Source organism: Cytobacillus depressus (assembly GCF_008923245.1).
Classification (GTDB): Bacteria; Bacillota; Bacilli; order Bacillales; family Cytobacillaceae; genus Cytobacillus; species Cytobacillus depressus.
The window spans coordinates 245,925-265,437 of the sequence record NZ_WBOS01000002.1 but is presented as its reverse complement, the minus strand read 5'-3'; the positions used below and the strand labels follow the sequence as shown (position 1 = coordinate 265,437).

Annotated in this window: 17 protein-coding genes and 1 pseudogene; 9 read left to right on the top strand and 9 right to left on the bottom strand. The window is 38.3% G+C overall.

The window, feature by feature from the left end; translation table 11 throughout:
- Nucleotides 1-19 precede the first annotated feature (19 nt).
- Nucleotides 20-4,378, top strand: a complete 4,359-nt coding sequence (locus F7731_RS06590; protein ID WP_425481990.1) for a S8 family serine peptidase — start codon at nucleotides 20-22, stop codon at nucleotides 4,376-4,378.
- A gap of 108 nt (nucleotides 4,379-4,486) precedes the next feature.
- On the opposite strand, the pseudogene F7731_RS26805 reads toward F7731_RS06590, so the two are convergent.
- The 4 genes and pseudogenes from F7731_RS26805 to F7731_RS06570 all read right to left on the bottom strand — a co-directional run.
- Nucleotides 4,487-4,579: pseudogene (locus F7731_RS26805) on the bottom strand (YjcZ family sporulation protein); the annotation flags it as partial.
- Nucleotides 4,580-4,687: 108 nt separating this feature from the next.
- Nucleotides 4,688-4,801, bottom strand: coding sequence for a YjcZ family sporulation protein (locus tag F7731_RS06580; RefSeq protein WP_151533969.1), 114 nt, complete (start codon nucleotides 4,799-4,801; stop codon nucleotides 4,688-4,690).
- A 198-nt stretch (nucleotides 4,802-4,999) separates the two neighbouring features.
- The gene (gene floT, locus F7731_RS06575) at nucleotides 5,000-6,532 is read right to left on the bottom strand and encodes a flotillin lipid rafts scaffold protein FloT (protein ID WP_151533968.1); all 1,533 of its coding nucleotides are present in this window, start codon (nucleotides 6,530-6,532) and stop codon (nucleotides 5,000-5,002) included.
- A 15-nt stretch (nucleotides 6,533-6,547) separates the two neighbouring features.
- Nucleotides 6,548-7,072 carry an NfeD family membrane protein gene (locus tag F7731_RS06570; RefSeq protein ID WP_151533967.1) on the bottom strand — a complete coding sequence of 175 codons (525 nt, stop codon included), beginning with the start codon at nucleotides 7,070-7,072 and terminating at the stop codon, nucleotides 6,548-6,550.
- A gap of 219 nt (nucleotides 7,073-7,291) precedes the next feature.
- Between F7731_RS06570 and F7731_RS06565 the strand changes: the two genes are divergently transcribed.
- On the top strand, nucleotides 7,292-7,597 hold the full coding sequence (locus tag F7731_RS06565; RefSeq protein ID WP_151533966.1) for a hypothetical protein: 306 nt from the start codon (nucleotides 7,292-7,294) through the stop codon (nucleotides 7,595-7,597).
- Nucleotides 7,598-7,862: 265 nt separating this feature from the next.
- Here the strand turns inward: F7731_RS06565 and F7731_RS06560 are convergent, their stop codons facing one another.
- Both F7731_RS06560 and F7731_RS06555 read right to left on the bottom strand, forming a co-directional pair.
- Nucleotides 7,863-8,054: an alpha/beta-type small acid-soluble spore protein gene (locus F7731_RS06560; RefSeq protein ID WP_151533965.1), complete on the bottom strand. Its 192-nt coding sequence runs from the start codon at nucleotides 8,052-8,054 to the stop codon at nucleotides 7,863-7,865.
- A gap of 205 nt (nucleotides 8,055-8,259) precedes the next feature.
- Nucleotides 8,260-8,496, bottom strand: coding sequence for a helix-turn-helix domain-containing protein (locus F7731_RS06555; protein WP_151534417.1), 237 nt, complete (start codon nucleotides 8,494-8,496; stop codon nucleotides 8,260-8,262).
- Between the two features lie 126 nt (nucleotides 8,497-8,622).
- On the opposite strand from F7731_RS06555, the gene F7731_RS06550 reads away from it, so the two are divergent.
- From F7731_RS06550 to F7731_RS06530, 5 genes are all read left to right on the top strand, one after another.
- Nucleotides 8,623-9,357 carry a protein-glutamine gamma-glutamyltransferase gene (locus tag F7731_RS06550; RefSeq protein ID WP_151533964.1) on the top strand — a complete coding sequence of 245 codons (735 nt, stop codon included), beginning with the start codon at nucleotides 8,623-8,625 and terminating at the stop codon, nucleotides 9,355-9,357.
- Between the two features lie 244 nt (nucleotides 9,358-9,601).
- Nucleotides 9,602-11,173, top strand: a complete 1,572-nt coding sequence (locus tag F7731_RS06545) for a spore germination protein (RefSeq protein ID WP_151533963.1) — start codon at nucleotides 9,602-9,604, stop codon at nucleotides 11,171-11,173.
- Nucleotides 11,174-11,200: 27 nt separating this feature from the next.
- On the top strand, nucleotides 11,201-12,406 hold the full coding sequence (locus tag F7731_RS06540) for a Ger(x)C family spore germination protein (RefSeq protein ID WP_151533962.1): 1,206 nt from the start codon (nucleotides 11,201-11,203) through the stop codon (nucleotides 12,404-12,406).
- Between the two features lie 4 nt (nucleotides 12,407-12,410).
- Complete coding sequence (locus tag F7731_RS06535) at nucleotides 12,411-12,632, top strand: hypothetical protein (RefSeq protein ID WP_151533961.1); 222 nt, start codon at nucleotides 12,411-12,413, stop codon at nucleotides 12,630-12,632.
- A gap of 34 nt (nucleotides 12,633-12,666) precedes the next feature.
- Complete coding sequence (locus F7731_RS06530) at nucleotides 12,667-13,764, top strand: GerAB/ArcD/ProY family transporter (RefSeq protein ID WP_246197147.1); 1,098 nt, start codon at nucleotides 12,667-12,669, stop codon at nucleotides 13,762-13,764.
- Nucleotides 13,765-13,870: 106 nt separating this feature from the next.
- Here the strand turns inward: F7731_RS06530 and F7731_RS06525 are convergent, their stop codons facing one another.
- A complete protein-coding gene (locus tag F7731_RS06525) occupies nucleotides 13,871-15,010 on the bottom strand; it encodes an amidohydrolase (protein ID WP_151533960.1) in 1,140 nt (379 codons plus the stop codon).
- A gap of 201 nt (nucleotides 15,011-15,211) precedes the next feature.
- On the opposite strand from F7731_RS06525, the gene pepT reads away from it, so the two are divergent.
- Nucleotides 15,212-16,453: a peptidase T gene (gene pepT / locus F7731_RS06520; protein ID WP_151533959.1), complete on the top strand. Its 1,242-nt coding sequence runs from the start codon at nucleotides 15,212-15,214 to the stop codon at nucleotides 16,451-16,453.
- A 139-nt stretch (nucleotides 16,454-16,592) separates the two neighbouring features.
- Here pepT and F7731_RS06515 read toward each other — a convergent pair whose 3' ends face one another.
- Both F7731_RS06515 and F7731_RS06510 read right to left on the bottom strand, forming a co-directional pair.
- Nucleotides 16,593-17,774 carry an NAD(P)/FAD-dependent oxidoreductase gene (locus tag F7731_RS06515; RefSeq protein ID WP_151533958.1) on the bottom strand — a complete coding sequence of 394 codons (1,182 nt, stop codon included), beginning with the start codon at nucleotides 17,772-17,774 and terminating at the stop codon, nucleotides 16,593-16,595.
- 36 nt (nucleotides 17,775-17,810) lie between these two features.
- Nucleotides 17,811-18,245 (bottom strand): helical membrane plugin domain-containing protein, encoded by a 435-nt coding sequence (locus tag F7731_RS06510; RefSeq protein WP_151533957.1) that lies wholly within the window; start codon nucleotides 18,243-18,245, stop codon nucleotides 17,811-17,813.
- A gap of 418 nt (nucleotides 18,246-18,663) precedes the next feature.
- Here F7731_RS06510 and F7731_RS06505 point away from each other — a divergent pair, with 418 nt between their 5' ends.
- Nucleotides 18,664-19,488, top strand: coding sequence for an aldo/keto reductase (locus tag F7731_RS06505; RefSeq protein ID WP_151533956.1), 825 nt, complete (start codon nucleotides 18,664-18,666; stop codon nucleotides 19,486-19,488).
- The last annotated feature ends 25 nt before the right edge of the window (nucleotides 19,489-19,513 follow it).

Here is a 19,513-nt window from a genome sequence, read left to right as displayed (position 1 = left end):
TTTTTTGATCTTTCCACTTATGTACCCGAAAATGGGGCAGGCGGAAACAAATGGTTCTCCGCATACTTCATTAAAGAAAACATCTCCAGAGGCTACAAAAAGTAAAATTAGCAGCAAATTACAAGAACAATTTGCCAATCAAGAACAAGTCACGTTTTTAATTAAGTTCAAGGAACAAGCTGACACTGCATTAGCAGCAAAAAATGCAGAGAAAAATGCTTTAAGTAAAGATTCTCCTGCTAAAGTAAAATACATGAAACGATCTGCCGTCCTTTCCTCCTTACGATCTACTGCTGTTGAAACGCAAGGTCCTGTTATAGAATTTCTCAAAAAGCAGGAAAATGCAGGAAATGCAACAGATGTTGAATCCTTCTATATCGTCAATGCCATAGCTGCTACTGCTACAAAGGAAGTCATGGAACAAATCGCAGCATTCCCTGAAGTAGATAAAATTCTCCCTAATGAAATTAGACAGCTTCATATTCCAGAAAAAGTTGCCGAACCCCCTTCCCCTCAGTTAGAAACAGAACCTAAAGCAGAAACGAATTCAATAGAATGGAATATTGAGAGAGTGGGCGCACCAGCTGTATGGGAAATGGGAATTGATGGGTCCGGTACAGTAGTTGCATCCATTGATACCGGTGTGCAATGGGATCATCCTGCACTAAAGGAACAATATCGCGGCTATAATCCAGCCAGTTCTAATACTCCAACACATGAATTTAACTGGTTTGATGCAACAGCTGGACGATCCGCACCATATGATGATATTGGCCATGGTACTCACGTAACTGGCACAATGGTCGGTTCTGAACCTAACGGAGCCAACAAAATAGGAGTAGCGCCTGGTGCCAAATGGATTGCTGTTAAAGCATTTACGGCGGCTGGCGGTTCAGATAGAAATCTCATTGCTGCAGGGGAGTGGATATTAGCACCGAAGGACGCTTCGGGAAATCCACATCCTGATAAAGCTCCTGACGTTGTAAATAACTCGTGGGGCGGCGGTCCAGGTCTTGATGAGTGGTATCGCCCAATGGTGCAAGCCTGGCGTGCAGCCGAGATTTTCCCAGAATTCTCTGCAGGAAATACAACATTAGGGAATCCAGGGGGACCAAGATCCATCGCTAATCCTGCGAACTATCCCGAATCCTTTGCTACAGGAGCAACTGACATTAACAATGGATTAGGCAGCTTCTCCCTTCAAGGACCATCACCATATGGAGAAATTAAGCCTAACATTTCTGCACCAGGTGTAAATATTCGTTCTTCCGTTCCAGGAAGCGGCTATGAAGGCGGTTGGAATGGAACGTCTATGGCGGGACCGCATGTTTCTGCAGTTGCGGCCATGCTTCGTCAAGTCAATTCAAGCCTATCTGTCGAGGATATTGAGGAAATACTAATTCAATCTGCTACCCCATTAACGAATGGAGCGTATCCAGATTCACCAAATAACGGCTTTGGGCATGGTCTTGTCAATGCTTATGATGCCGTATCATCAGTCATTTCCGGCCTAGGAAAAATAAAAGGGCAAGTGGCTAAGGAAGGCAACGATAGTGAAGCACCTGAAGTGACACACCAAGCTCCGCAAGAAACATACGCCGGAATGGATCTTTCCTTAGAATTAAGAGCAACCGATAATGTTAGTGTATTAAACGTTGAACTTGAATTTTTAAAATCGGACGGTAGCTGGGCTTCTATTCAAGGGGAAAGAATAGCTGGAAACTATAAAGATGGAGTTTACAAGGTAAAGATACCTGGAGACGAGATTTCTGTACCATCCATCACATATAAATGGAAGGTCAATGACTTTGGAGGAAATGAAGTGATAACAGATAACTTCGTAGTTACTGTTAAGCCTGGCATTACCATAGGCTATTCACAGGATTTTGAATCCGAGCCGATTGGCTGGACATCATTCGGTGTAAAGAATAGCTGGCAATGGGGAGTGCCGACCTCCGGACCTGGCAAAGCTGCATCAGGAGAAAAGGTTTACGCTACCAATCTTGCAGGAAATTACGATAATAGTGCCAATATGACATTAGTAATGCCGCCAATTGATCTCCCAGAAGGAAATGCATACTTACAGTTCAAGCAATGGTATAACCTTGAAAGGAACTGGGATTTTGGCCATGTTTTAGTCTCAACTGACATGGTGAACTGGACACAAAAGCTTCGCATCACTGATATTACTTCTGCCTGGATTGATGGTGAAGTAGATTTAAGCGAATTTTCCGGCCAAAGAATCTATATAGGCTTCAATGTAACAACGGATGCTTCTGTCCAAAGACCTGGCTGGTACATTGATGATGTAAGGCTATCAAACACAGCACTTCAGTCTGCTATTAAAAATCAGAATGGCATTACAAATCCATCTGAAGCTACAGATGACTCCACTCCCGCTCTAAAGGAAGAAAAGGTCGATCCAAATAAAATTATACCTGTTAAAGATAAAGTGGAAAAAGATAAGGGCACACAAACAAAGCCTGTCCCTGCTCTCCTTCCTTTAACCGCTGAAGTAAGTATTTTAGAATCAGGCCGATCCGTTTTTACAAAACCATCTGATGGCACATATGAATTTACACATGCTTCTGGAGACTTCACTGTGCAAGCAGAGGCTTACGGATATCGTTCACAGGCACAGAGTGTTCATATTCCGGTAGACCGTGAAGTGACAGCTAATTTTGTATTAGAGCCAATCCCGCAAGGTACAGTTTCTGGTACTGTAACAAATATGGCAACTGGTAAGCCTGTAGCAAACGCTACACTTCTTTTAGTAGAGGATGCTGCCGTTCAGCCTGTAGAAACAAATGCAAACGGTCAATATTCAATTACAGCTTATGAAGGAAAGTACACTTTAAAGGTGATGGCACCTTCATACTATAGCCAAGATATTGCTATCAGCATTAGTGATACTCCTTTAGAAAAAAATATACAGTTAAAGCCTTTCATCGGTTTCCCAGGCGAAATTGGGTATGATGATGGCACAGCGGAAAATGCCCGCGTATTCTACGATGCCGGCAATGGATGGGCTGTAAAAATGTCCCTTGCTGCTGGCCATAAAAATGCAATGGTAACAGGCGGATTATTCCGATTCTGGGATACAGAATGGCCAGTCCCAGGCGGTACTGCTTTCAAAGTTGAAGTATACGATGCAAGCGGAAAAGACGGAGCTCCGGGTAAAAAATTAGCAGGACCATTTGATGCCACTGCCCTAAGAAATGGTGAATGGACACATGTTGACTTAAGTGAGCATGGCATTATGGTAAACGGCGATTTCTACATGGTGTACATTCAAACTGCTCCGAATCCAAATGCTCCTGGCTTAGCTACAGATGAAAATGGACCAAATGCGAACCGAAGCTGGCAGCTAGTTGGAGGAGCTTGGACACCTTCACCTAAAGATGAAGGGAACTATATGATCCGTTCCACTGTTAATTATGAGGTCACTGCGCCTGTGATAACGACACCAGCAGAAGGTACATTTACAAATGAAGGAACAGTAACGGTAGAAGGTACAACAGCCCCATCTACTACGGTCACTATTTTCAATAATGGTGAAGAAGTTGCAACCGCTGAAGCAACCGACACTGGAAAATTCTCTGCCAACGTTGCATTGACAGAAGGAGAAAATATATTGACTGCCAAGGTAACAACAGCTCTAGGATCCACTGATGCTTCGAGCCCTGTAAAAATCATCTTCGATAAAACGAACCCAGAACTATCTATTATAGCTCCTGTGGATAAATCAAAAACAAACAAAGAAACCGTAACAGTTGAAGGAACAGTTGCGGATGAAAATCTTGACTCTGTCAAGGTTAATGGACAAAATGCAAATATTACTGGTGGCAAATACTCACTTCGTATTCTTCTGAATGAAGGTGAAAACCTAATCACAGTTATCGCACAAGATAAGGCTGGAAATATTACTGAGAAGTCAATTACCGTTAATGCAAAATATACAGCACCAGTAATCGAAAATCTTCTTCCAACAGAGGATAAGGAATTGAAGAAGGGCGAATCCGTAAAAATTGAATTTGACAGCGAACCTGGCCTAAAAGCAACTTTTGCAATTAGAATGCCATTAACAAACACTGGCGGGCAGCTTGCTGATGCTAATTCACTTCCAATGATGGAAACTTCACCAGGACATTATGTCGGTTATTATACAGCCACTTCTAATGTAAAAGCACCTGGCGCTGAAATAGAAGTGCAAGTAACTGATGGCTATGGCAATGAGTCTCGTAAAATTGCTGCTGGCAAGCTATATATTAATGAAAAAAAGAAAAAAGATAAAGATAACAATGGAAAAGGCAACAAAGGAAAAAATAATCTTGAAGAAGAAGCTAGTGAGGTAGAAAGCGAAAGTGTAGAAAATTAAGTAACAAAAGACGGGCCCTGTTTTTAAAATGGGCCTGTTTTTAAAAAGTGCTATTATTCCTAAAGCTCAGCAAAAAGCAAGAGAGGTATGCTCTCTTGCCTTCACTAACTAGCAGCAACCTCCAAAACCAAAACATGATGCACCGACAATAATTAACAAGATAAATAGGACTACGATTAATGCGAAGCTACCGCCAAAACCACATCCGCCGAAGCCGCCAAAACCGCAACCGCCGAAGCCACCGCCGAAGCCACCGCCAAATCCACCAAACATGCTATCTCCTCCTTTACGATTTCGGTAGTTTAACTATTAAATAAAGCCAAATCCACCGCCGCAAGAACAACCAATAATAATTAATAAGATGAACAATACGACAAGTAGAGCAAAACCTCCACCGCATCCAAATCCAACGCCATCTCCCATAATCGAATACCTCCTTTATTTGATTCCATATATCCTATTCAAATACTTAAGTTTGTGCGATAGACAAATACACAATTTTTGGGTAGTTTCACTAGTACAGGCCTAACACAGAAAAAGCTCCAACGCCTCAAGGTACTGGAGCTAAACAAAAAGAAAGATGCTAATCAATAAGATCAGCATCTTGTTTACGAGTCTGTATTATTCTTTTTCAGCTTCTTGATTATCTTTGTTTGTTGTTAATTCATGTGTAAGTTCATTTATGCTTTGACGTATATTTCCTTTACCAGAGAAGTTCTCCAAAAGCTCCTTTACATCAATTCCAGAAGAAGCTTTTAAACTTTCCTGCATTGTAGACATCAAGTTTGTTGCATAGCCGGTGATTTTATTAGCACCGCCATTTTTTCCGTCACTTCCTGTGTCAACAACAGTTATTTTATCAATATTAGAAAGCGGACTTGCCACTTGCTTCGCATATTCAGGAAGCATTTCTAAAACCATATCCATAATAGCTGCTTGCCCATATTGCTCAAATGCTTCCGCGATTTTTCGCTTCGCTTCTGCTTCAGCAAGACCTTTTAAGCGAATGATTTCAGCTTCAGCCTCCCCTTGTGCTCTTTGAGATTCCGCTTTAGCCAATCCGTCCACTCGTACACGCTCAGCATCAGCACGTGCTTGAGACTCGATCAAATATTTACTCGCATCAGCTTCAGCCATTTGCCTTTTCTTATTTGCTTCGGCAGCCTGCTCGACTGCATAGCGGTCCGCATCCGCTTTCTTCTTTACTTCAGAGTCATATTGGCGTTCTCTTCTAAGAATTTCTTTTTCTTCTAATTCAATTTGTTTCTGGCGCTCAATAATTTTAATTTGCATTTCTTGTTCAGTAACTTCTTGTTTTGCACGGGCTGTTTCAAGATCATAAGCTTGGTCTGCACGTGCTTTTGCAATATCCTGCTCTCTGCGGTAATCTGCCATTTTCATTTGATTTTCTTTTTCCGCTTCAGCAATTTCTGTTGCTCTTTCAAGCTCTGCCCTTTGTGCGTCTTTATCAGCTTCAGCGCGCTTTATGCGTGTTTCTTTCTCTGCCTCTGCAGTTGCGATATCAGCATCACGCTTCACTTGGGCAATTCTTGGTTTTCCTAATGAATCTAAATAGCCGTTTTTATCGCGAACATCCTTTATCGTAAATGATACGATAATTAGCCCCATTTTTGCCAAATCTTGTGAAGCAACTCTTTGTACCTCTTGAGAAAACTTATCACGATTTTTATAAATCTCTTCCACAGTCATTGAGCCAAGAATGGATCTTAAGTGACCTTCCAGTACTTCTTTTGCTTCATTTTCGCGATCTTCCTTCGATTTTCCAAGAAATTGCTCTGCAGCTGTCGCTATTTCCCCGATAGAACCCCCGATTTTAATAATCGCAGTCCCATCTGCCATGACAGGAACACCCTGTTCTGTATATACTTCAGGTGTAGAAACTTCTAGCTTACTAGATAATAAACTTAATGGTTGGGCTTGCTGGAATACCGGAAGAACAAATGTACCTCCACCGCGAATAATTTTAATTTTATTGCCTGATTCATCAACATGAACATTTTTACTTCCTAAATAGCTTCCCGTCACAATCAACGCCTCATCAGGTCCGGCTGTGCGGTATTTCGTGATAAATACGCCTAATAATGCAATTAATAAAAAAGCAACAATTCCGATAATAATCCAAGTGGTGAGCATAAACTCTCCTCCTATCTAATATTGATTATGTGGCACCACATATAGAACCCCGTCTTTTACATCAACTACAAGCACCTTCGTTCCCTCTGCAATTGCTTTATTATCAAAGCTTGCAGCGGGCTTTGAAATTCTGCCGCTAATACTCTCAATTAATACCTCACCAAATCCATCCTCGGGTATTGTAATAAGGATATTTCCTAATCTCCCTTTCAATGAATCTTCCGTATAGACAAGAGATTCTTCAGAATTAGCTAAAGGTATAAGAACAAAGACATTGAGCAATGCGTCTAAAATAAGCGAGACTATTGCGGCAATAACAATAATGAGGATACTATTCATTTCAGTTAAAGTTTCAAGTAAATAGCCTATCGCAGACAAAAAAGTAAGAAAGGCAAGTACAAGAACAGGATTAAGAAAACTAGTAGCTTCAGAGATTCCTTCGATAATATCTCCGAAAAATAAGTACAAAATAATTAAACTGCCAGAAATGATAAGTGTGTACAGATAAACGGTTTGAATTGGAATGCCGAATAGCTCCATCAGATTTTTATCCCTCCTTTAAATTTTCTTTACCTGCTATAGCTTAACTACGAATTAACATACATAAATGTTTCAATTTTTATATTTTTTTTACAAAAATTTTAATGAATTTTTCCTATCTTTGATTAGTTGTCATCTTTTTCAGTCATCACATGCTTTCTTCACGCATACGATACTCAAAGATTCGTGTTTTTTATGCAAGGAGGGCATTCAAAAGCAATGTCAAGGTCTGAGAGATATTCGGCTAAAGTAAAAAGGGCAATTAGCTACCGTTTTATTATGCTCTTTTTCCTATGTATAGCTTTACTTACCGTATTATACTTTTATTCCCAAAGCTTAATTAAAATAGAGGCACCCAAAAAAGATCTCGGCGAAAAAGTCATTATTCATTTGCCGACTGGAAATCAGATTTTCACTTATGAAAACTTAATTGTGAATGAAGATGGCAAGCTTTTCTATAAAGGAGAGCGAAATACATTAGAGTTAACGGGTGGAGTAGTCATTTATAAAGATTGGAAGGAATAAAAAAGCTCTGCACACTGAAATGTAGAGCTTTGCCTTTTATTAATACCAATAGCCATTTGAATAATAATATGGATAATGAGGGTACCGTAGCCGTTCATTTCCTCCGCATTTATCTTATATATATTTTCGTACCCAATAAATAGTATGTAAAATCCTACATGTATTCTTGGATATTAGCCTAAAGAAGAAAAGTTTCACTAATGAATCTAACGAAAAAACTTGTCCAAAATAAAGAGACCCTCAAAGGAGGGTCCCTTATTAGCAGTTATCCCTGCTGGTTTTTCAATTGTTCCTGTCCCATAGCGACGAGACGTTTCGTCATTTCGCCACCGACGGAACCGTTTGCTCGCGCGGTCGTATCTGCACCAAGTTGAACTCCAAACTCATTGGCGATCTCATTTTTCATTTGATCCAATACATTTTCAGCACCGGGAACCACAAGTTTGTTTCTTGCCATGATACATCACTCCCACCACGATTTTTTTGTGAGCAAGTATTCTTGCTCTATTTTAATGTAACCGAAGCTTGAGCGCTCGATTCACTTTAAAGAAAAGTCGATGTGGTGATATTTGGGTTAATTAGAGCAATTTATGTAGACTATTACGGGGTTTGTCATATAGTCAAACTTTTCAGTTCGTGCTACATAAAACATGAAGGCTATTTTACATAAACGGTGGTACTCCCTTGCTAATTTCTGATACGAGTGAGGCGATGGACTGTATTTGTTGATCATCTAAATCAAAAGCCGTTTTTATTTTTTCTTCTAAATTCGCCGTTACTCTTCGCTTACCGACTTCCACAAGGGCAATTAATGAAAAACTGCAGCTGACAATTTTTGCGAAATCACGTTGATTCATCTCATAGCTTTTACGAATAAATTTAATAATTTCTTTATCCATTCTCATTACTCATACCCCCATTCTAACAAACATATTATTTAAATAAATTAGCATTGATATGTTCTATTTGTAAAGAAATTTATTATGAACATTTCATTACTTATTTATGAAGGAGGTTTTACGCACTTGATTATTATTGCTAATTACGAAATGAAGCCAGATCCCAGCAGATTTCATGGCATTCAAAGAGACATATTTATCGCATTAGAAAGCAGTCCTGAAATATTTGAATATGACTCACTCCAGGAATTGCTATTTGATATAGATTTAAGGGAGCATATTATATTAGCAGCAGAGGATCTAAGTAAAAGCAAGGCAAAATTCACCCCATTTTCTACTTCTAAATTTAATCCAGAAATTTGGACGAAAACTAAATATGGGTATTTACTTCATCCTGATATATTTGCTTCAGATGGCATTAAGGATATTTTTAACAACAGCCAAGAATATGCATTTGAATGTTCTACAGCAATTGTTATTATTTTTTATAAAGCTGTGCTTGATTTAATTCCATTAAGTTTTTTTAATACTTTATTTCAAAGATTGTTACTTTGGGATTGGAACCATGATCAAGATTTAAGTATTGTGACGAAGAAAGGCCATGATTTTATACCTGGAGATGTTGTTTACTTTTATAATCCTGATTATAACCATCCAGTATGGATGGGGGAAAATGCCGTTTATCTTGGAAATGGCCAATACTTTGGGCATGGAATTGGCATTAAAACAGAAGAAGGGATGATTGAAGACCTTAATACATTAAGGAGAAAAAACGCAACAAGATCTGCCCATTTAATTTCCCAACATAGCAGATTAAGTACTAAATATTTGTCTCAATTTGCCAAACAGATTTATCAATAAGGCGCCATTGACATTTTAATTATTGTCTGGCGCCTTTACGCTTTCTTACTTTCCCAAGGTTCAAATGAAACCCAGATAAGATTCGGCCATATGTACATTCTTCCTTACATATTTAATAAAGATGCATGATTTGGGGATCATTTTAAAAATGAATAATAACCATTTAGACCTCCCCTGCATAAAAAAGCCAAAATAAAGAAACATAGATAAGGATAGCACTTTTGGAATAGCGGGGTGATCCCTCTTGATTCGCAGCATTGAAAAATTATTAGGAAAGACGAAAACAAAGAAAAATCAAACGGTAGCTAATAATGAAGGGACCGTGCATAAGGATTCCCATCTCAAAAATTTCAGTGATAATGAAATTATTCTCCGCACAATTTATGAAAACTGTTCAGATGTCGTTTTTCGGTCCTTTTTACTTTTTGGAAAGAAAAAAGCTTTGATTATTTTTATTGAGGGACTATCTGATAATGATGGAATTGAAAAATATATTCTTTCCCCTCTTATGCAGGAAACAGATCATTCATCTCAAGTGTTCCACGAATTACTTGAACAAAAAATTCCTGTTTCTAAAGTGAAAAGAATCCATTTATTGAAGGATTGCATTGAATCGATCTCATCTGGTAATCCACTTCTTTTGTATGAAGGAGAAAATGATGGCTTTTCCTTAGGGTTGGCTAAATGGGAAAAGCGAAGTATAGAGGAACCGACGGCAGAATCAGGAATAAGAGGACCGCGTGAAGGCTTTACAGAATCTTTGCAGGTAAGTATTTCACAGTTACGACGAATTATTAAGAGCCCTGCTCTTAAAATGCAAACGATGAAAATTGGAACTTATACGAACACGACTGTTGCACTTGCTTATATTGAGGGTTTAGCGGACAAAACTCTAATAGAAGAAATGACAAACCGGTTACAACGAATAGAGATAGATGGAATTTTGGAAAGTGAGTATATCGAGGAAATGATTGAGGATCAATCTTATTCTCCATTTCCACAAGTTTTGTCAACAGAACGTCCAGACGTTGTATGTGCGAATTTATTAGAAGGTCGTGCGGCTATTTTGGTTGAAGGAACGCCCTTCTGTCTAGTAGCCCCAATTACTTTTTTTTCCTTACTGCAATCGCAAGAGGATTATTATCAAAGATTCTTTATAAGCAGTTTAATAAGGTGGTTACGCTATCTCTTTTTGGTCATGTCCCTTCTACTTCCATCATTGTATGTAGCTGTTACAACATACCACCAAGAAATGGTGCCCGCCGCTTTACTGCTAAGTATTGCTGCCGCTAGGGAAAGTGTTCCATTTCCTGCCCTAGTAGAAGTACTGTTAATGGAAAGTACGTTTGAAGCACTTCGTGAGGCAGGGATTCGATTGCCGAAGCAAGTTGGGGCTGCTGTCAGTATTGTTGGGGCATTAGTAATCGGCCAAGCGGCTGTACAAGCGGGATTAGTTTCCGCTCCAATGGTCATTGTGGTAGCCATTACGGGGATTGCTTCCTTTATGGTCCCTCGTTATATTGCTGGTATGGCCATTCGAATCATTCGTTTTCCAATCATATTTTTAGCAGGTTCTTTAGGTTTGCTTGGTATTGTAATGGGAATCCTTGCTATAGCTATTCATCTTTGCAGCCTACGTTCCTTTGGTGTGCCCTATTTATCTACACTTGCACCACTGAAAGGTCATCAATTAAAGGATGTACTTTGGAAATCCCCATTATGGATGATGAATAGACGTCCCCGTTTAACCGGAGAAACGAATCTGTATAGACAAGCTCCTAACCAAAAACCAGGTCCGCAAAGGGAAGGTGAATAGAAAAATTAATGAAAGAAGTTGATCGAAATGTTTAAAAAAGGAGTTCTTTTTATCAAGCTCCTACTTTCTATCATATTTTTCACCTCCCTGCTTTTTCTATTAAGCGGTTGCTGGGATCGCGTGGAGGTTAATGACTTAGCGATCGTTACTGCAGCAGCCATCGATAATAAGGAAAAGAATATTGAAATTTCACTCCAAATATTTATTCCTAAATCTATTAGCAGCGGCGGTCAAGGAGGAGGCGGGGGCGGGGGCGCAAGTGGAAATCCTGTAACTATGGTTGTATCTCAAAGTGGAATTAATTTGGCAGATGCATTATCGAAGCTCCAAGCCGATTTACCTCGAAAAATCTTTTGGGGACAATGCAAAGTATTCATATTTGGCGAAAAAAGGGCAAAAGAAGGCATTCTAGATGAGTTAGATTTCCTTCTTCGCCAACCAGAGCCACGAGAAAGATCTTACGTATTTGTTAGTAAAGGAAAAGCAAAAGAAATTCTTGAATTACAGCCAAATCTTGAACGAGATTCAGCAGATACAATTAAGGAAATAGTTGAATTTGATTCTGGAATAAAAGTTACATTAAAAGACCTGGACGAAATGCTTAATGGCGATGCCCAAACGGCCATCCTGCCTTACTTAAAAATAGCGACAGAAAAAATTAAAAAGAAGTCCTATCCATATCCTAAAATTACCGGGTCAGCTATCTTTAAAAAAGATAAAATGATTGGGGACATTTCCGTAAAAGAGACTAGAGGTATCCTCTGGTTAAGGAATGAAATCAAAAATTACACAGTCACTATTGAGGGGAAAAATAGAAAAGGAATTCTCTCAATATATCCAGTAACCGCGAAAGTAGATTTAACCCCATATATACGAGGGGAAAATTGGATAATGAAAATAAAAATTGAAACTGAGGGTACAGTTATACAAAACAATACAAATTTTAATCTTGCAAACCCAAATGATTTAAAATTAGTGGAAAAAGCGTTAACAGATGAGATAAAAAAACGAATTGAATTAGTGCTTCCGAAAATTCAGAATGAGCTAGAAGCTGATGTCGTTGGCTTTGCCAAGAAGTTCCATAGAAAGTATCCAAAACAGTGGAATAAAGTAAGCCAGCATTGGGATGAGGTATTCCCAAACATAAAATTAAACTATGATTTTAAAGGACATATTCGCAGAGAAGGATATATTACAAAACCAACTAAATTAACTGTTGAAGAGGGAGATTAATCTTATGAAATGGGGAACCTTTTTTGCTACAGCGATTATCATAATGGTCATCATTTATTTGCAATGGCCACAATTGAAAAAAAAGCCGAAAAGGGATATTAGCGCCTTCATTGGACTTCTTCTTATAGGATTATTTCTATCAATGTTTGATCTTTTATATATTGGTGGACCTGCTAAGTGGATTGAGCATGTATTAAAGCCAATAGCCGTTTTTATGGAAAAGTAATATTATTGTGAAGTGAAAGGAGAAAGTTATCAGTATGATGAAAAATATCAAAATATCTTCCTTGCAAATGGCCATGCTAATGTATCCAACTATTATGGCTACTGCCATCCTTTCAATTCCAAGCACTACTGCAAACTATGCTAGACAAGATATGTGGTTATCTCCTATTTTAGCATCAATCATTGGATTTATTACGATGTTCGTTATTTATAAACTTCACAAGCTTTTTCCTGACAAAACAATCATTCAAATGAATGAACTAATTATTGGAAAATTCCTTGGAAAAGTACTTAGTTTCATTTTTTTACTTTATTTTATCCTAACAACGGGTCAAATTATTAGGGATTACGGCGAATTCATTGTTAGCTCTTTTTTATTTAAAACTCCTCTTGTTGTTATTATTTCATCAATGGTGCTGCTTAGTGCTTTTACTGTTCATGCAGGTCTAGAAGTAATAAGCAGAGTTTGTCAATTGATTTTTCCTATATTTGTCATTCCTTTTATCTTGTTAATTGTCTTGCTAAGCCCAGAATTTGAACTAGGAAATATCTTACCTATCTTAGAGCGGGGAATGATATCGCCTATAAAAGGAGCTATCCCAACAAGCGGATGGTTTGGTGAAATCATCATAATCATTTTCCTACTGCCATACCTAACTGATAAGGAGAAGGCCTATAAATACGGAATGATGACTGTTTTTTGGGTGATGATTACATTAGTTATTTTGAATTTAACCGTTCTTTTTGTATTAGGTACGACAACATCCACAAAGGTATACCCTTTAATGAATGTAAGCAGATATATCAGCTATGCTGATTTCTTTGAGAACTTAGACGCCATCACCATGGCTGTTTGGATTTTGGGAGCTTTTATCAAAATCACTGTATTTTATTACGCAGTGGTTTTAAGTACCACACAGTTGTTAAATCTTTCGGATTATCGGTCAATAGTTTGGCCAATAGGAATTTTATTAGTTGAATTTAGTTTTTGGTCCATTCCAAACATGATGGCATTATCACATGAAAGTAGCGTTTACTTTCCCTTTTATGCATTTATTATTCAAACGCTTATACCGATGCTTCTATTATTAATTGCATTTATAAGAAAAAAGTCGAAACCTGTTAAGGGTTAAATCCCTCATTTCGCCCAAATTCTATTTAATCAATTTTAATTCTTTTTCCACATAGTAAAAAGACCTCCTTTTTTATTATTTTTGGAGGTCTTCATTAAAATCCTTTTTACCACTTCTTCTTATCAGCTTCTAGCAAAAGACTAGTTAGAATTTTTGTCCCATATATTAGCGCATCCTGATTAAAAGTCATTTTCGGATGATGAAGTCCCGGCTTAAGGTCACAGCCTAATGCAATCATTGTTGCTGAAAGATCTGCTTTCTTTAAAGTATAAAAGTGAAAATCTTCGGCTCCAGGTGAAGGACATTCTGGCACAAAGTTTTCTTCACCAAGAATGGCGGAAATAGCGCTCTTCCCAAGCTCCATCGCTTTCTCGTTACGAACGGCTGCAGGTGAATATTCTCCAAGACTATATTCGATGTTTGTTTCAGTAAGTTCAGCCAATTTCTTAATCGTGTGTTCCGCTTTCTTTATTAGCTGATCCATCGTTTCATTTGTCTCAGCTCTTAAGTCAAAAGTAAATTGAACTTTTTCGGGAATTAAATTGGATGCTTCTCCACCACGAAGCTCGGTAATTTTTATCGAATATTTATGATTATCCTTTAAGCGGATTTGCCGAATGGCCTGAATTAAAAATGCAGCTGCTTCTAGCGGGTTATTCCCCTCTTCGGGTCTTGCCGCATGGGCAGGGGTCCCTTGAATAAACCCTTGGATGCTTGCTGTAGATCCATGAAGAATGACAGGTGCGGCCTTTTGAAAAGGAATTTCTAAAGCTGGGCGCACATGAATGCCGCTAAGAAACTTTGCATTTTCCAGTGCACCGGCTTCAATCATCTTCAATGCCCCTTCTGCTTTTTCTTCTGCAGGTTGAAAAATAAATCGTACAGTATGACGAAAGGACTTTCCTGATTGTGCTAAAGCAAGAGCCGTATAAAGGGCCATCGTGCTATGACCGTCATGGCCACAAGAATGATTTGCGCAAATTTCCCCATCCACTTCTTGTATTAAAGCATCCATATCTGCACGAAGAGCGATTACATCTGTTGATTCTCCTTGTATATCTACAATCAAACCGTAATGTTCCGAAAATGTTTTTACATGGAATCCTGCATTTGTTAATTTCTCACGAATATAAGCCGACGTTTTCCTCTCCTCCCAGCTTGGCTCGGCAAGCTGATGAAGCTCCTGATACGTTCGAAGAATCTCTTCTCGCTTTTCATCAATATAGGAAATTGGATTTTGATTCATTATGTATATCCCCTTCGCTGAAAAAGTTACGATATTGTACAATTATACACTAAGATACATGGATTTTGTTTATTTGTCATTATTTTCAAACTGGACACAAACTAGTATATAATGTAGGAATGAAGAGGTTTTTAAGCATAGAAGTAAGATTTATTCATTTATGATAAAATAGTAATAGTACCATATAAAGGAGCTGTAGAGATGAAAAAAGAAATTATTGAAAGATTTACTACATACGTAAAAATTGACACACAATCGAATGAAGCAAATGAAACATGTCCTTCAACTCAAGGGCAGCTAACTTTGGCGAATTTACTCGTTGATGAGTTAAAAGCGATTGGCATGGAAGAAGTATCAATCGATGAAAATGGATATGTGATGGCAACATTGCCTGCTAATACAAATAAAAACGTTCCGACAATCGGATTTTTAGCTCATTTAGATACAGCTACTGATTTTACTGGAGCGAATGTAAAACCGCAAATTCATGAGAACTATGATGGAAATGAAATTAGCTTGAATAAAGATTTACATATTGTTCTTTCCCCAAGTGACTTCCCGAGCTTGAGCCTATATAAAGGGCACACTCTAATTACTACTGATGGGACCACATTGCTTGGAGCGGATAATAAAGCTGGTATTGCTGAAATTATGACGGCGATGGCATACTTAATTAATCATCCGGAAATTAAGCATGGAAAAATTAGAGTGGCCTTTACTCCTGATGAAGAAATTGGCAGAGGCCCACATAAATTTGATGTCGCAGCCTTCAATGCAAAATATGCTTATACAATGGACGGCGGACCACTTGGCGAGCTTGAATATGAGAGCTTCAATGCTGCGGCTGCAAAAATCACGGTAAAGGGGAATAATATTCATCCCGGGACCGCGAAAGGCAAAATGGTGAATTCAGCCAAAATTGCAATGGAATTAAACGCAAAGCTGCCTGCCGACGAAGCACCTGAATTGACAGAAGGTTATGAAGGCTTCTATCATCTTCTCTCTGTAAATGGTGATGTTGAAGAAACAAAGCTAAGCTATATTATTCGTGATTTCGATAAAGAAAAATTCAATGCTAGAAAAAACAATTTACAAGAAATCGTAAATGAGCTGCAGAATAAATATGGCAGCAAAAATATCATTCTTGAAATGAATGATCAATATTACAATATGAAGGAAAAAATTGAACCTGTTAAGGAAATTGTCGACATTGCCCACAAAGCAATGGAAATGTTAGATATTAGCCCAATTATTAAGCCAATTCGCGGCGGCACAGACGGCTCACAGCTTTCCTATATGGGACTGCCAACCCCAAATATATTCACTGGTGGCGAAAACTATCACGGTAAGTATGAATATATTTCTGTTGATAATATGGAAAAAGCAGTGAGTGTCATTGTTAATATTGTAAAGCTGTTTGAAGAACAGGGAGAAGGTTTATAATTAAAATAAAAGACAGCAGGCGAGATAAATTCTGCCTGCTGTCTTTTTCTATTGTCTAGCTTCAGCGCCTATCCCCGACGTACAAGACGTCTCGGCTTTTAGTCGATGTTTTTCCATCGAGGCGCTTCCGCATTTTTTTTTAGTATGCCAAAGTATATAACGCTTTAATATGTGTATAATAGCGAACATTACTTGCTTCCTTCATAAGAGATGCAGGAAGTCCTTTTAGTGATGTTTCGTTAGCACCAATTGTCGCTACAGCATCTTTGCGGCCAAGACTAGCTAGTGTACCAGAGTTAACTGGGGCAAACTTTTCAAAATCTTTATCTTGGAAGTATGCAAATAAGTTGTAGCCTACTAGCTCACCCATTTGCCATGCATTTTGAGCGGTTGGCGCATATGGACGGCCACCTTCTTCAGGGAATGCCACTGCACTGTCACCGGCAACAAACACGTCAGGGTGAGATGATGATTGAAGGAATTCATTAACAGTTGCACGGCCGCGATCACAAGCAAGTCCAGATTGTTCAACAATTGGAAGAGCTTGAACACCGCCAGTCCAAACAAATGTATTGGCTGTAATTTGTGTACCATCTTTCAGGTCGATTACATTGCCGTTAACATTTGTCACAGGAAGACCTGTTAAGAATTCAACTCCGCGACCTTCTAAGCTAGTAGTTGCACGCTCGATTAAATGGTCTGGCAATACTGGAAGAATCTTTGGACCCGCTTCAACAAGCTTGATTTTTAAATCTTTCGGATTTACGCCATAGCTTTTTGCGATTTTTGGCATATTATCAACGATTTCCCCAACTAGCTCAACACCAGTTAAGCCACCGCCGCCGATAACAATCGTCGCATCTGCTTCGTTCTTCGTTTTGCTGTATTCTTTAATTCTGTCAACGATATGATTGAAAATTTTATTCGCATCATCCACAGACTTTAACACCATGCTGTTTTCTTCCAAGCCAGGAATTCCGAAGTAGCCTGTTTTACTTCCAAGAGAAACAACAAGAGCGTCATATGTTAATGTTGAACCATCATCAAGCGCAACTGTCTTTTGATCAACAGAGAATGATTCAACTTTAGCAATTTTTACATTAATATCTTTGCCTTTGAATAGCTTTTCTAAAGGCATAGAAATAGCCTTCTCAGAGATTGTTCCCCCTGCAAGACGGTGTAGCTCTGTAATAATTTGATGTGTTGGGTATTGATTAACTACAGTTACATATGCTTCATCACTATTTAAATATTTACGAACAGTTAAAGCTGATAGTACTCCGCCATAACCTGCCCCTATGATCACGATATGTTTTGACATGTTTTATCCCGTCCTTAACTAGTTGTATTAAAAGAATTATTGTTGGCTATTCTTCTCTGAAGTGATTTGAAGATAAGCGTTAACGAAACGGAAAAGCTTCTGTGCTTGAGGGTCTTTCAGCATCTTTAATACTCCGAATAACCCAATAACTTCATGGCTTTCATCCGCACGATCTTTTGCTTCGATAGCCGTAGCAGCGATTTGCTTAACAGTGTCCTTAATTGGATTAGCAATTTCAGTAATTGCGCTTACTGTATCATTCTTTAATACTTCATCAGTTGCCACAGATTGAGCAAAGTCATATGACTTGTTTAAAATCGTCACGAGCTCAGTTAATTTTGGCAGCTGTTCTACTAATGTTGTTAAGGAATCTTGTACCTCAGGCTTTAAAAGCTGATCAAGAATATCGAGTTTATCTTGATACGACACAAGTTCTTGTTCAGGTTTTGGTTGAGTAAGCGTTGCAGTCATGTCCTCTTCCCCTTTATGTAAATATTTTACTATAAACCGAAGGAAAATTCTGTCTTGTGTGATATTTCACAAAAGTAAGTATAGAAAACAAACCTAATAATATTAGTACCAGAGTTTTACTAAATATACATCCGGTTTTTCCCTCAGTCACCATCAAAACTACTATACGACTTATTTTGAATAATATCAATTACAATTTTCATATATTCATTGCCTCAAAGTTGTCAATAGGTGTAATTTTAAAAAGTCAAAGGCTGTGTTGCCCCTCAGAAGGAAAAATAGCCTAAACTAGCATTAACTTTGACCTTCATAGTGAAAATATTGGAAAATAATTATTATTTAATTTACAATAAGGATAAGATCTTTTGATTTATATAATGTTTATTAACATAGTACATACAGATGGGAGATGTGAAAGATGAATTTTGTAACGTTAAATAACGGCTTAAAAATGCCTCAGCTTGGTTATGGTGTGTGGCAGGTGGAAGACGAACAGGCAGCTGAATCAGTCGCAAAAGCTTTAGAAGTAGGCTACAGATCAATTGATACAGCTATGATTTATAAGAATGAAAATGGTGTCGGAAAAGCAATTAAAGAGTCAGGGATTCCTCGAGAAGAGCTCTTTATTACGACAAAGGTTTGGAATAGCGATCAAGGCTTTGACAACACATTACGCGCTTACGATGAAAGCTTAGAAAGACTAGGGCTTGATTATGTTGACCTATACTTAATTCATTGGCCAACACCTGAATTCGATCAATATGTAGAAACTTATAAAGCACTGGAACAGCTTTATAAAGACGGCCGGGTAAAGGCGATTGGCGTGTGTAATTTTGAGCTAGAACATCTTGATCGCATCTTAAAAGAATGTGAAATTAAGCCAGTATTAAATCAAATTGAATGTCATCCATTCCTTGCGCAAAACGAGTTAAAAGAATTTTGTGCGAAACATGAGATTTTTGTAGAAGCATGGAGCCCGCTTCATCAAGGCGGAGAAGTGCTGCAAAATGAAACGATTAAAAATATCGCAGCGAAGCATGGGAAAACAGCTGCTCAAACCGTTTTACGCTGGCACTTGCAAAAGGATACAATTGTTATTCCTAAATCGGTTACTCCATCCCGCATTGAAGAGAATTTCAATGTATTTGATTTCGAGCTGTCTACTAATGAAATGGATGAAATTAATAACCTAAATCGCGATGAGCGTAAAGGTCCAAAGCCAAGTGAATTTCATATGAGATAATTTTAAAAAGGAAAAAGACGGCGAG